Origin of the sequence: Streptomyces flaveus (genome assembly GCF_014647675.1) — a bacterium.
In the GTDB taxonomy this organism is placed as follows: domain Bacteria; phylum Actinomycetota; class Actinomycetes; order Streptomycetales; family Streptomycetaceae; genus Streptomyces; species Streptomyces flaveus.
In genome coordinates this window covers 200,711-212,734 of sequence record NZ_BMPQ01000011.1, presented here as the reverse complement: position 1 = coordinate 212,734, position 12,024 = coordinate 200,711, and the positions used below count along the sequence as shown (strand labels likewise).

The 12,024-nt window shown below is 68.7% G+C and carries 11 protein-coding genes and 1 pseudogene; 6 read left to right on the top strand and 6 right to left on the bottom strand.

All coding sequences use genetic code 11. The features are described 5' to 3' along the window. Nucleotides 1-131: 131 nt before the first annotated feature. Nucleotides 132-1,829 (bottom strand): thiamine pyrophosphate-binding protein, encoded by a 1,698-nt coding sequence (locus IEZ21_RS23225; protein WP_189323835.1) that lies wholly within the window; start codon nucleotides 1,827-1,829, stop codon nucleotides 132-134. A 237-nt stretch (nucleotides 1,830-2,066) separates the two neighbouring features. Beyond that, entirely contained in the window at nucleotides 2,067-3,266 is a 1,200-nt protein-coding gene (locus tag IEZ21_RS23220; protein WP_189323834.1) for an FAD-dependent monooxygenase, read from the bottom strand. A gap of 147 nt (nucleotides 3,267-3,413) precedes the next feature. Here IEZ21_RS23220 and IEZ21_RS23215 point away from each other — a divergent pair, with 147 nt between their 5' ends. Then, entirely contained in the window at nucleotides 3,414-4,193 is a 780-nt protein-coding gene (locus tag IEZ21_RS23215; RefSeq protein WP_189323833.1) for an IclR family transcriptional regulator, read from the top strand. A gap of 242 nt (nucleotides 4,194-4,435) precedes the next feature. Here IEZ21_RS23215 and IEZ21_RS23210 read toward each other — a convergent pair whose 3' ends face one another. Further along, nucleotides 4,436-6,067 (bottom strand): MFS transporter, encoded by a 1,632-nt coding sequence (locus IEZ21_RS23210; protein WP_246568060.1) that lies wholly within the window; start codon nucleotides 6,065-6,067, stop codon nucleotides 4,436-4,438. Nucleotides 6,068-6,624: 557 nt separating this feature from the next. Here IEZ21_RS23210 and IEZ21_RS47750 point away from each other — a divergent pair. Further along, complete coding sequence (locus tag IEZ21_RS47750; protein ID WP_246568058.1) at nucleotides 6,625-6,921, top strand: hypothetical protein; 297 nt, start codon at nucleotides 6,625-6,627, stop codon at nucleotides 6,919-6,921. Between the two features lie 245 nt (nucleotides 6,922-7,166). Here IEZ21_RS47750 and IEZ21_RS23200 read toward each other — a convergent pair whose 3' ends face one another. Together IEZ21_RS23200 and IEZ21_RS23195 are read right to left on the bottom strand one after the other, a co-directional pair. Then, on the bottom strand, nucleotides 7,167-7,595 hold the full coding sequence (locus IEZ21_RS23200) for a nucleoside deaminase (RefSeq protein WP_189323831.1): 429 nt from the start codon (nucleotides 7,593-7,595) through the stop codon (nucleotides 7,167-7,169). Beyond that, nucleotides 7,592-8,467 carry a TIGR03619 family F420-dependent LLM class oxidoreductase gene (locus IEZ21_RS23195; protein ID WP_189323830.1) on the bottom strand — a complete coding sequence of 292 codons (876 nt, stop codon included), beginning with the start codon at nucleotides 8,465-8,467 and terminating at the stop codon, nucleotides 7,592-7,594. The genes IEZ21_RS23200 and IEZ21_RS23195 overlap by 4 nt, the downstream gene beginning before the upstream one ends. A 95-nt stretch (nucleotides 8,468-8,562) precedes the next feature. Between IEZ21_RS23195 and IEZ21_RS23190 the strand changes: the two genes are divergently transcribed. Both IEZ21_RS23190 and IEZ21_RS23185 read left to right on the top strand, forming a co-directional pair. Then, nucleotides 8,563-9,033, top strand: coding sequence for an Lrp/AsnC family transcriptional regulator (locus IEZ21_RS23190; RefSeq protein ID WP_189323829.1), 471 nt, complete (start codon nucleotides 8,563-8,565; stop codon nucleotides 9,031-9,033). 58 nt (nucleotides 9,034-9,091) lie between these two features. Beyond that, a pseudogene (locus IEZ21_RS23185) lies at nucleotides 9,092-9,640 on the top strand (FAD-dependent oxidoreductase); the annotation flags it as partial. 211 nt (nucleotides 9,641-9,851) lie between these two features. Here IEZ21_RS23185 and IEZ21_RS23180 read toward each other — a convergent pair. After that, nucleotides 9,852-10,235, bottom strand: coding sequence for a DoxX family protein (locus IEZ21_RS23180; protein ID WP_143644986.1), 384 nt, complete (start codon nucleotides 10,233-10,235; stop codon nucleotides 9,852-9,854). Nucleotides 10,236-10,428: 193 nt separating this feature from the next. Between IEZ21_RS23180 and IEZ21_RS23175 the strand changes: the two genes are divergently transcribed. Next, a complete protein-coding gene (locus tag IEZ21_RS23175) occupies nucleotides 10,429-10,902 on the top strand; it encodes a carboxymuconolactone decarboxylase family protein (RefSeq protein ID WP_189323828.1) in 474 nt (157 codons plus the stop codon). A gap of 178 nt (nucleotides 10,903-11,080) precedes the next feature. Continuing rightward, entirely contained in the window at nucleotides 11,081-12,004 is a 924-nt protein-coding gene (locus tag IEZ21_RS23170; protein ID WP_189323827.1) for an RNA polymerase sigma-70 factor, read from the top strand. The last annotated feature ends 20 nt before the right edge of the window (nucleotides 12,005-12,024 follow it).

Below are 12,024 nucleotides of genomic sequence, written 5' to 3'. Positions count from 1 at the left end.
TCCGACTTGAGTCCGCCTTGAGGAGGCAGTTCTTGCCGCGGAGGCGGCGCGCAGCGTCGAGGAGCGCTGCGAGGGAACCTCGGTTCCCTCGCAGCGCTCCTCGACTTCGTGGGCGGGTTCGGAGTGGTGGCTCACGCCTCGCTCTCGACGCCGCCGAACGGAGCTTCGCCATTCATGACGCGCTCCTCCGGAGGAATGGGCGCGAGGCTCACTCGCACGTCGATGCACGTCGGCCGGCGGGCCGCGAGGGCGGCCTCGATCGCCGGGCGAAGCTGGTCCAGCTCTGTGACGTCGACGCCGTCCGCACCGAGAGCTCGTGCCACGCCGCTGTAGGAGCCGTTCTCCAGGCGGTTGTTGGTGACGCGTTCCTGTCCGTAGAAGAACTGCTGGGTGTGCAGGGTGGCGCCCCAGGCCTGGTTGTTGAGGACGATCACAACGACTGGCAGCCCCGCACGGACGAGGGAGTCGAACTCGGCCAGGCTGTAGCCGACCGCGCCGTCGCCGGTGACGAGGATCGTCGCCTTGTCGGGGGTCGCGTACTGCGCTCCCAGAGCGACACCGAGGTTGCTCCCCATCGAACTGAGGTAGCCGTGCCCGAGGTAGTGGGCCAGAGGAGCGAGCGCGATCGTCTCGGAGAGCCACAGCTCGGTCAGAGCGCCGTCGACGAGCACGGTGGCACCGTCGGGGACACTCTCGGTGATCGTGCGGACCGCGAGGTACGGGTGGATCGCGTCGTCCTCGTGCTTCTCGGTCTCGGCGGCAAGGGCGGACCGCCGGGCGGCCGAGACGTCCCGCAGGGTCCCCAGCCAGTCGCCCCGCCCCGAGGGCACGGGGCTGTCGCCCAGGCGCTCGTTCAGCAGGCCGATCGTGCCGATCGGGTCGGCCTGGATGCCGAGTTCGACATCCTGCAGACGGCCGAGCTCACGGCCGTCGGGGTCGATCTGCAATATCCGCGCGCTCTTCGGGAGCAGTTGACCCGTGCCGAACCCGGTGGTCATTCCGAAGCGCAGCCCGAGCAGCAGGACCAGGTCGGGCCGCTCGTCCTCGGGGACGGTGGCCAGGGTCTGGACGAGACCGACCTGCTGCTCGGAGCCGACGATCGCCCCGAGGCCCTCCCAGTCGGAGAGGAGGGGCACTCCGGTACGGGCGGCGAACTCGTGCAACCGGGCCCGTGCCTCGGCGGTGACGAAGGACTTGCCGACCAGCGCGATCGGCCACTGGGCGGTGCTGAGCGCCCCGAGGATCTGGTCGACCGCGGCGGCGGAGGCGATGCCGGTGCCGTCGATCTCGACGCGGTAGTCCTCGACCTCGTCGACGTCGACCGTCTGGCGAAGGACGTCCCAGGGAATGTCGAGGAGCACCGGGCCCTTGGGCTCCGACTGCGCGGCGCGGATCGCCTGGGCGACCAGGCGGGGGATCAGGTCGGCACGGGTGACGCGGTGCGCGAACCTGGTCACCGGGGCCGCCATGGCGACCTGGTCGAATCCGGCCTGCTGGTCGTTGATCTCGTCCCGTTCGAGAGGACCGGAGCCTGCGATGTAGAGGACGGGGGTCCGGTCCAGATAGGCGTTGGTGATCGAGGTCAGGACGTTGGTGAAGCCGCCACCGGCCGTGACGACGGCGACCCCCAGGTTCCCGGTGACCCGTGCATAGCCCTCGGCCGCGTGGCCGGCGTTCATCTCGTGCCGCACGTCGACGACCCGGAGCTTGGCGTCCAGGGCCTCCTGGAGAATGGGGTCGATGTGCGCTCCGGGCAGGCCGAAGGCCACGTCGACTCCGGCTCGCTGCAGCGTTCGCACGACGAGCCCACTACCGGTTGCGGTTGCCATTCGGTGGTCCGCCTCTCTGGACGTACTCAGGGTTTCGACAAGGGTCGTTGGGACATGGGCCGGGACAGGGCCGCGTCTCGGGCCGCCCGTACGGGAGTCTCGGGTGCGGCCCGGGTGACGACAACGGCTGTGTTCGTTGGATGGTCAATGCTTTGTTCGGCGTTCGGCGTTCGGCGTTCGGCGTTCGGCGTCGAAAGGTCGAGACCTCGGCCTCGGATCCTCGATGCCGGCTTTGCTTCACACCGAGGCCGAGACAGCGACCTCGGGGTCGTACTCGTAGATCCAGCCGTTCGTCCTGAGTGGGTCGGCCTGCGAGTACGCCAGGTCGCGCGCCTGCTGCTCGGGGCCGTCCGGAAGGTGGTTGATGTGAGACCTTCCGTGCGACACCTCCTGCAGGCGTGCCGTGCGGCGTCGACGTAGTTCTTCGTAGCGCCCCAGTGCCGCGGTCGGGTTGTCCGGGTCCGCTGCGAGGCAGAGGGCCAGGACAGCGCCGTCCTCGATCGCCTGGGCGGCGCCTTGGGCGAAGAACGGGAACATCGGGTGGGCCGCGTCACCCAGCAGGGTCGTGTTTCCACGGTTCCAGTGGTCGAGGGGCTCACGGTCGAGCAACGCCCAGCGCCCCGGCGTGTCGGCTGCCGTGATCAGCTCCACCAGACGCGGATCCCAACCGGCGAACTCGTCGAGCAGTTCCCTGAGCGTCGCGGTGGCCGTCCACGACTCGACACTGTTGCCCCCGGCCGGTGTGAAGGCGACGAGGTTGACGTACTCCTCGCCGGAGACCGGGTAGTGCACGAGGTGGCGGTCGGGGCCGATCCAGAGGGTCTGGGCGCGCCGCCTGGCGAAGTCGGGTGCCTTCTGGGCCGGTACGAGAGCCCGGAAGGCGCAGATGCCCGACTCCCTGGCGTGAGTCGGCCCGACGATGGCGCCGCGCACTCGTGAGTGGACCCCGTCGGCGCCGATGAGGATGTCCGGGCGAACCGTCTCGCCGTCCTCGAACCGAAGAACCGCCTGGTCGCCTTCGAACTCGACTGAAACGCAGCGCTTGCCGAGGTGGATCGAGTGCTCGGGGACAGCCGACCTCAAGGCGTTCAGCAGGTCGGCGCGGTGGGCGGTGTAGGTGTGCTCGCCGTACAGGCGTACGCACTCCTTCTCCAGGTTCTCCGCGGAGAGGACGGTGCCGCTCTCCCAGCGCCGGAACTCCCAGCCGGTCTCCATCTGGACCGCGCGCTTGATGAACCGGTCCAGCACGCCGAGACGTCGTAGAAGGCGGGCGGCGTTGGGCGCGATCACCAGGCCGGCACCGACCTCGGTCAGTGCGGTCGCCTGTTCGTAGACGTCACTGTCGAAGCCCTTGTCGCGAAGGAAAGCCGCGGCAGCGAGGCCCCCGATGCCGCCACCGAGGATCGCGATCTTAGGGCCGTCCTCTGTACTCATCATGCTCTTTCACTCCCGTGGACCTCGAGCGAGGTAGTGACTGGTCTGCATGCAAGAGTTCCGCAAAGTACGCGTTGTTAGAACGCCATCATTCATTCAACGAACATAGAAGGTAGAGTGACCGGGTCATGAGCGATGGAGGAGAGGCCCATGCCTCGCGCGAACGAGCCAGGACGCACGGTCAGCTCCCGACTGTGGGATCTGCTGTTCGCCTTTGACCCCAACAACACCGAGCTGACCCTCGCCGACCTGGTCCGGCGTACCGGCATGCCGCACGCCACCGCCAGGCGCCTCACGCTCGAACTCGTGGAGGCCGGCGCGCTGGAGCGCACCAGCGACAACCGGTTCGCGATCGGCCTGCCGCTGTGGCGCCTGGGGACCCTCGCACCGCGCGCCGAGACGCTCCGCAGCGCCGCCCAGCCGTTCGTGGAGGACCTGTACACGGCGCTTCGCCAGCATGTGCAACTGGCCGTCCTCCAGGGCGAGCAGGCCGTGATCATCGAACGGCTGTCGGCGGTCAACGCTGTCGGTCTGACGTCGCAGGTCGGCGGCCTTCTGCCCTTGCACTGCTCAGGTGTCGGCAAGGTGCTTCTGAGCCACAGCAGTACGGACTTCATCGATGAGGTGCTGACGGGAAGGCTGCAGCGCTTCACTCCCAGGACGATCGTGGACCCGGCCGAACTCCGTCGCGAACTGGCGTCCTGTCGCTCGACCGGAACGGTGGTCGTCAAGGAGGAGTTGAGCGAAGGGGCCGAGTCGGTTGCGACGCGCATCGTCGATGGCCGCGGCAAGGTCGTCGCGGCTCTGTCGGTTGTGGTGGCCGCGGGCTCGATCAAACTGCAAGCGGCCGTCCCCTCGCTGGTCGCGAGCGGACTGGGTCTGTCCAGGAGTCTCGGCTGGAGGCCGGGCGTTCCCATTCGCACCTCGTAACATTCGCGGGACGAGGAAACCAGCGCGTCATGCCGGCGGTTGCCGCCGGGAGAATCGCATGTGGCCGAGGCGCCGTCCCTCGTCGGGCGAACTCGTCGAGAACCGCACCCGTGTGTACGCCGTGGCCTGCCGCGACTACTGCCTCCGAGGAGGAGGAGGAGGAGGAGGAGTCGCGGCCGGCGCTCCGGTTGTCCTGGCCGGCCTGCCACCCGTGTCCCGGTGCCGACCCGTTCGTCGGGCGGTCAGTCGTTGAGGGTGTGCGGGTCGTCGTCGAGATGGGTCTCGCCCACACCACCGCGCGCACCCACGAGAGTGAGTGCCGCCGCCACCAGAGCAGCCACACCACCGAGCACGTACGCGAGGGAGTAACTGCTGCTGAGGGCGTCGAAAGCGATGTCCTTGAGCGGGTTGAAGGGCACGACCTGACCATCCGGCAGTGTGATGCTGGACGGCACCGAGTTGGCGCCGAGCGGGCCCGATTCCACGGCGTGCACCGCCGCCTCGAGCTGCGGTCTCTGCTCCGCGGGAGCATTGGCCGCAGAGGCCTGGAAGGCCTCGTAGGCGTTCCTCAGTTCAGGATCGCCGGCCAGCTTGCCGGCGATCTCGTCGGCGGCCCGGCCCAGTGCGACAGCGCCGGCGATCGCAGGACCAAGGGCGAACCCGAGGTCCCGGAACGTGCTCGTGACACCGCTCGCCATACCGGCAAGGTGGTTGGGCAACGTGTTGACCGCGACCGCGCTGATGGAGGCGAAGGCGAGTGCCGAGCCGACGCCGGCGAGAATCAGTGGCCCGACGATGGCGCTTATGGCCCGATCGCTCGTCGGAACGTCGGCGAACCACAGCCCGCTGGCGCCGATGAGGGTCAGGGCTGCGCAGAGAACCCACCGGGGGTTGTAGCGCTCGAGCAGCTTGGACGTGAGAGGCAGCAGTACGAAGCCGATGCCTCCGAAGAAGAGGAACGCGACGGAACTCTGCAGTGGGCTGAATCCCTGGATGGTGGTGAGACGGATACTGGTGCCGTACATGATCACGAGGAACGCGAACATACCGATCAGGGTGACCACCGAGTTCATGGCGAACGCCCGGTTCCTGAACACACTCAGGAGAAGGAGCGGCGCGGACGCACGGCTCTCGGCGAAGACGAACAGCACGAGCAAGGCGGCCGCGACGATGAACGCGATGACGATCTGCGGGCTCCCCCAGCCACTCTCGGGTCCCTGGATCACGGCGTACATCAGAGCGAACAGGCCGAGCGCGGCAGTGATCTGACCCGGCCAGTCGATGGACCGGCCCTCGGGCGAGGCGGAGTTCTGGGCGCGGGTCAGCGACAGGAGCACGCTCACCGCAGCGATGACAAGGACACCGACGAAGGCCCAGCGCCAGTTCCCGTTCCCGGCCCAGCCGAGTTCGATCTTGGCGGCGAGGCCTGCCAGCAGCGGTCCGAGGAAGCCGCCGACCGAGAGCGCGGTGGCCCAGATCGCCACGCCACGCGCGCGGGTGGCGGTGGTGTGCGTGCCGGCCGCCACCATGGCGAGGCTCGTCGGGAAGATGGCCGCGGCCCCGATGCCGTTGAGGACCTGGGCAAGGATCAGCACCGTCACCCGGGTGTCGGTCGATGATCCCTCAGTCGGCACCAGGACCGCGAGAGTCGAGCCCACGACGATGAGCGCGGCGCCCCCGACGAGCAGGCGCTTGCGGCCGAACAGGTCACCGAACACGCCGAAGCCCAGTCCCAACGCGGCGACGGGAAGCATGAAGGCCTCGGTGATCCACGTCAGTTGGGCCGAGGACGGCGCGAGATCCTGCTGGATCAGCCCGTTGATGAGCGAGGGGACGGAAAGGGCTATCTGCGCAAGGCACACGGCGAGAACCACCGCCGTCAGAGTGCCTGTGCTCAGGGTGTATCTGCCACCCTCTCCCTTTGCAGCACTGGGTGAATCGGTCTGAACCATGGACGACTCCTTGCGCGCAGAGCGCTGCTGCCGGAACCGACGTTCGCCGCCGGACCGTGCCAGGGGGTGCTTCTGTCTCGGTCATCCGGCAACACCGTTGCCGAACGCCCCAGGAGCCTTCGCGGAACGTTTCCGCACGGCTCGACCGGACCTGCCTCAGACGCTCGGCGCTGTGGCCGACCCGTCGAGCAGCGACAACGTAGGAGTGACCCCTGTCACGCTCAATGGACATGTTCATTAGACGAACAGGCCACCACTCGTCGGCAGCCTCGACGCGCAATATCCATGGGTGACGGCCTTACCGGGGCCGGTCCCACTCGGTTGCCTCGTACGCCTGCCGCGGAGCCGGCTGGCCATCGGTGCACTCCAACTGCCGCCGCTCGTTACGCGGCAGGTCACGCCCCGTCAGCCGCCGACGCACCTCCGCCTGCTGCTCGGGCGTCAACCCAAGGGGTCGGCGATTCCGACTTTGGTCGACGATGCCGCTGCCTCAGGACGACTGCGCACCATCTCGTGCTGCCCCAGGGTGGAACTCCGTACATCGAGGAGGCGGCATCTACCTGCGCGGCGAACAGGGCAGCTCGTTCGCCGACGGAGCCGTCATCAGCGGCAACGCGGCCACCGACAGCAAGCACGGCGACTGGAACGTCGGGATCTACACCGACGACAGCACCAACTGGGTCACCGTGGACCGCAACACGGTCTACGACTACGTCGCCTCCATCGGCGCGTGCAACGAGGAATGGGGTAACCGTCCCGTCCAGAACGTGCGCTAGCGCGGCAACTTCTGGGACGACGCCGTGCCCGAATGGCTCGAACGACGGGAGTTCCCCGGAGCCTGGCCCCCGGCCCGGCCTGCGCCACCAACACCGCCTGCGCCGCCGCCCTGGCGAACGCCGGCCCTCTCCCGTCCTGCCGCCGGCGCTTGGGCATGCCATGACGGAAGGGCGTGGCTCCTTAGGAGGGACGAGCGTACCCAGGTGCGTTCCGCTGGTGGCGGGCTCCGCCCTGGGCCCGGCGGTCAGCGATAGTAGGGCTCGACCACAGCCCGTACCTCGTCGAGCAGCGCGGGGCCGTCCTGCGGCACGAGCGGTCGGCTGCTGCCCGGCCTGATGTCCAGGAGCTGTTCGTTGGACAGGGCGAACACCACTCGCCGCAGCCCTGCCCATTGGATGACGGTCTCGCACATCCCGCACGGCTGGCAGCTGGTGTACATCGTGGTGCCTGCCGCCGTCTGCGCGTCGAGTTCTCTTGCGGCCCACCTCGCCAATTTGAGTTCCGGGTGTGCAGTGACGTCGTTGTCGGTGAGGGTGGTGTTGTGCTCCTCGGCCAGGATCGTCCCGTCCGGTCCTGCCAACAGAGATCCAAAGGGCGGGTTGCCGCTCGCGCGTGCCTTGGCCGCGAGAGAGATGGCCTGTCGGAGGAGGGTGTGGTCGTCGGGTGTGGTCATGACTGCTCCGTCGTGGTGCGGGGTGGGGTGCTGGGCGGGAGAAGGTGCGCGGCCACGGTGGCGAGGGCCTGCCAGGCCGCCTGCGGGTGACATGTCGCGTGGGGTTCGCCCGGGTAGGTGTCGAGGACGACGGACTTGGCGCCCAGCAGCCGCAGTTGGTCGAGGTCGTCCATGATCTGGTCGATGGTGCCCTCACCGGCGAGCCGTCCCGCTCCGTCGACCGGTTCCTTGGTGAGTCGCAGGGCGATGCGGGGAGCCAGGGCGGGCACGGGCAAGTGTTGCTCGTCCGCGTACGTCTCCAGCCTGCCTGCGGCTTCGCGCAGCCACGGCACGGTGGGGTGCAGCGGATGCCATGCGTCTCCGAGTCGTACGGCCCGGCGTAGCCCCGCGTCGCTGTTGCCGCCGACCCACACCGGGATCCGGCGGTCTCCGTATGAGGCGGTGTCCTTCCAGGCGGCCCGGATGTCCCGCAGGTGGCCGTCGGTCAGCTGTCCGCGCTGTGAGAACGGGATGTCGAGGGCGGTGAACTCCTGCCGCGCCCAGCCCACTCCCACGCCGAGGATCAGCCGGTCGCCGCTCAGCTCATTCAGATTGGCCGCCATCCGGGCGGTGAGCAGCGGGTGCCGGTAGGGAGCGATGAGGACCGTCGTGCCGAGCTGGATACGGGTGGTGAGGCCGGCCAGCCAGGACAAGGTGGTGAACGGCTCGTAGAAGGGTGCCGGATAGCGCTCGGCGACATCCGGCGTAATGGCTATGTGGTCCGAGATCATCAGTAGGTCGAAGCCCAGGCCCTCCACGGTCTGGGCCCAGCTTCGCAACACTCCGGGGTCAGTGCCCGGGCCGAAATTGGGGACGTTCACTCCGATCTTCATAGGGCCCAACCCTAGGCAGGACGTATGGATCGCCAGAAGGGATTCCCGCCTGTTCAGAGGCGGTTCAGCCGTGGATCCGCCGGTAGAATGGGCGTATGACCGAGAGTCTCGACGTGACGGACTGGGCGATCCTGACAGAAGTCCAACGGGACGGCCGGATCCCGTTCACCGAGCTGGCACGGCGGGTGAACCTGAGCGCGTCGGCGACCAAGGAGCGGGTGCGCCGGCTCGAGGAGGCCGAGGTGATCACGGGGTACCGTGCGGAGGTGAACCCGGAGCGGACCGGTTACCCAGTGATGGCGGTGGTCCGGCTCAAGTACCCGGGGCCGGGAACCCGGCACCAGCCGCTGCGCCGGCTGCTGGAGGAGCGCCCGGAGATCCTGGAGTGCCTGCGCACCACCGGAGACGACTGCTACGTCATGAAGGTGGCGGCCACGTCGATGGCCCACCTGGAGGAGATCGTCGACGAGCTGGCCGAGTTCGGGAGCACCACCACCAACCTCGTCCTCAGCCGGACGCTCCCGTTGCGCGGCCCGGGGGTGCCTCGGGTGAACACCGTCAGGTAGGCGCTGACGTGGCGCGGACTCCACTCCATCGCCGGGGCCCGGCCTGGCGTCCAGCAGCGACGGCCGTGAGCTGTCGAGCGAGGTCACCATCTGGACCGCCGGTTTCGGCGTGCCGGACCTGGCCGCGCGCAGCGGGCTCAGCACCGACCCCCTGGGCCGCCTGCTCACCGACGAGACCCTGACGAGCGTCGACGACGAGCGGATCGTCGCCGCCGGGGACTCGGCGGCCCCGTCGGACATGCCGTTCCGGATGAGCTGCCAGGCCGCCGGCCCGCTGGGCGCACACGCCGCCGACACGGTGCTCAGCCGCATCACGAGCAAGCGGCCCGCACCGATCGACCTGGGGTTCGCCGGCCAGTGCATCAGCCTGGGGCGCCGCGCGGGCATCTTCCAGTTCGCCCACAAGGACGACACCGCCAAGCGGCTCCACCTCGGCGGCCGAACAGGCGCGAAGGTGAAGGAACTCGTGTGCAAGCACACCATCAAGCAGCTGGTGAACGAGGCACGCAAGCCCGGCTCACACACCTGGGCCAAGGGCGAGCAGGGCCGCCGACTGCTGCGGGCCCAGCGCCGCGAGACGGCGGCCACCGCCGAACAGTCCGCCTGAACCACACACCGGCAGCCGACGTGGGGCCCGGTACTCGGCTGTGTTCTTTGTGCGGCGCGGCGCAGGTTCAATAGCGACGAAGCTGTTGTAGTAGGCGGGTGTTCATTGCTGAAGAGAGTGACGTCGTAGCCAACTCCGTTGGCTGGTAGGTGTATCGGTACGACCTGGAGTGTGCCTGGCACTTCGGCGCTCGACTGATATGCGCCGGTGGTCAGCCGGTGAAGGACTCGGGGCCGAAACGGCCCCATGCGACGAAGGCAGCCAGGGCGAGGTAGATCAGGTCGCCGGCGATCGTGGCCTTCTCGCCACGGCGCAGACGCATGGTGACCGCGCAGGCAAACAGCAGAACAAGTCCGGTGGCGGCCAGCGGCACCAGCACCGGCGCGATGTCGAGCACCGCGGGCAGAATCAGGCCGACCGCAGCCAGCAGCTCGACGGCGCCGATGGCCTTGAGAGCGCCGGGGCTGAACTCCAGGACCCACTGCGCAGAGGAACCCATCGCGGCCAGCTTCTCCTGCGGCACGAACATCTTGGAGCTGCCCACCAGGCAGACAGCGGCGAGCACCCCAGCGATGATCCACAGCGCGACGTTCATCATCAACTCCCTGATCGAGGACTTCCGCACCCGAGACGAGGCAGCGACTCGGCCTGTGACATGCCCGAACCCAGACAGCGGAGAGACGTGGGTCACACCGTTCCGTGTCATGGGTCACACCGTTCCGTGTCACAGGAGTGAGGGCCGCCTCGTCTTGGGGGTGAAGGCATCGACGAACGTGGAGGAGCACACGATGGACGCGCGATTGAACTACTTCGCCAACCCGGCCGCCGGCAAGGCCCTCAAGTACTTCATGTCGGCTGGCCGGGAGCTGAAGGAATCGCCGCTGCTGGCCACGACGCAGGAACTGGTGGCGCTGCGCGTGAGCCAGATCAACGGCTGCGCGGCCTGCATCGACATGCACACCAAGGAAGCCGCCGCGGCCGGCGAGACCCCGGTGCGGCTGAACCTGATCGCGGCCTGGCGGGAAGCGACGGTCTTCACCGCGGCCGAGCGCGCCGCACTGGAGCTGGCGGAGCAGGGAACCCGGGTCGCGGACGCGGCCACCGGGGTCAGCGACGACGTGTGGGCACGCGCCGCCCAGCACTACGACGAGGAGCAGCTCACGGCCCTCGTGCTGCTGGTCTCGTTCATGAACACGGTGAACCGACTGAACATCATCACCCAGCAGCCGGCCGGCGACTACCAGGTCGGCCAGTTCCACTGAACCACCACCGCGCCCTGGCCCGGGTCAGGCCCGCCGGGGCCAGGACGCCGTGGTCAAGGCGGGCAGGGCGGTCGCGGCACGAGCGTTGTCTGCTCCGCCCACACATCGGATGATCTTCGAAGGATGCCTCGCCGGCGCGGGTCCGGCCAGGCACACAGACCACAAAGGGGGAGTCGGCGTGGGCAAGGTCGAGGAGTTCGAGGAGCTGCGGCCGCTGCTGTTCTCGATCGCGTACCGGATCCTGAGCAGCGTGGGCGAGGCGGAGGACGCGGTGCAGGAGACCTGGCTCCGCTACGACGCCTCGACCACCCGGCCCGTGTCGGCCAAGGCGTTCTTGTCAGCCACGGTGACCCGGATCGCGATCGACGTGCTGCGCTCCGCCCGGGTGCGGCGGGAGAAGTACGTCGGACCGTGGCTCCCCGAGCCGCTGCTGGACGATCCGTACCAGGACCCGGCCCGCGCGGCGGAGCTGGCCGACTCGGTGTCGATGGCGGCGCTGCTGCTCCTGGAGCGGCTCAGCCCGCTGGAGCGGTCGGTGTTCGTGCTGCGGGAGGTCTTCGCCTTCGGCTTCGACGAGATCGCCGCCGCGGTGGGGCGCTCGGAGGCGGCGTGCCGGCAGCTGCTCGTTCGGGCACGCCGTCACATGCACGAGGGGCGGCCCCGGTTCGAAGCGGACCGCCAGGAGCGGCAGGAGCTGGCGAGGCGGTTCTTCGAGGCATTGGCGCAGGGAGACGTGGACGGACTGCAGAGTCTGCTGTCGGCCGATGTCCAGCTCGTCGGGGACGGCGGTGGCAAGGCCCCGCAGCTGGCCAGGGCCGTCGCCGGCGCCGAGAACGTGGCCAGGCTGCTCGCCACCGTCTACCCGCTGATGGCACGGGTCGACATCACGTTCGAACCGCACGAGGTCAACGGCCAGCCGGGCGCGCTCTTCCGCGATCGCGCCGGAAAGATCCTCCACATCCTCGCCCTCGACGTGCTCGACGGGCAGATCCAGACCATCCGCTCGGTCATCAACCCCGACAAGCTCGGCCACCTCGGCCCGGTCGCCGACGCCTGGGCCGTCGACCAGGAAGTGAAGCAGACCCGCAAGCAGACGCAGTGACCTCCCGACCAGCCTGACAG

Excerpts from the sequence above, each read along its gene's own strand:
- IEZ21_RS23215 (WP_189323833.1), top strand. The coding sequence starts at position 3,414 with ATGCCTCGCGCGAACGAGCCAGGACGCACGGTCAGCTCCCGACTGTGG.
- IEZ21_RS47750 (WP_246568058.1), top strand. The coding sequence starts at position 6,625 with ATGCCGCTGCCTCAGGACGACTGCGCACCATCTCGTGCTGCCCCAGGG.
- IEZ21_RS23225 (WP_189323835.1), bottom strand. The coding sequence starts at position 1,829 with ATGGCAACCGCAACCGGTAGTGGGCTCGTCGTGCGAACGCTGCAGCGA.
- IEZ21_RS23175 (WP_189323828.1), top strand. The coding sequence starts at position 10,429 with ATGGACGCGCGATTGAACTACTTCGCCAACCCGGCCGCCGGCAAGGCC.
- IEZ21_RS23200 (WP_189323831.1), bottom strand. The coding sequence starts at position 7,595 with ATGACCACACCCGACGACCACACCCTCCTCCGACAGGCCATCTCTCTC.
- IEZ21_RS23195 (WP_189323830.1), bottom strand. The coding sequence starts at position 8,467 with ATGAAGATCGGAGTGAACGTCCCCAATTTCGGCCCGGGCACTGACCCC.
- IEZ21_RS23190 (WP_189323829.1), top strand. The coding sequence starts at position 8,563 with ATGACCGAGAGTCTCGACGTGACGGACTGGGCGATCCTGACAGAAGTC.
- IEZ21_RS23180 (WP_143644986.1), bottom strand. The coding sequence starts at position 10,235 with ATGAACGTCGCGCTGTGGATCATCGCTGGGGTGCTCGCCGCTGTCTGC.
- IEZ21_RS23220 (WP_189323834.1), bottom strand. The coding sequence starts at position 3,266 with ATGATGAGTACAGAGGACGGCCCTAAGATCGCGATCCTCGGTGGCGGC.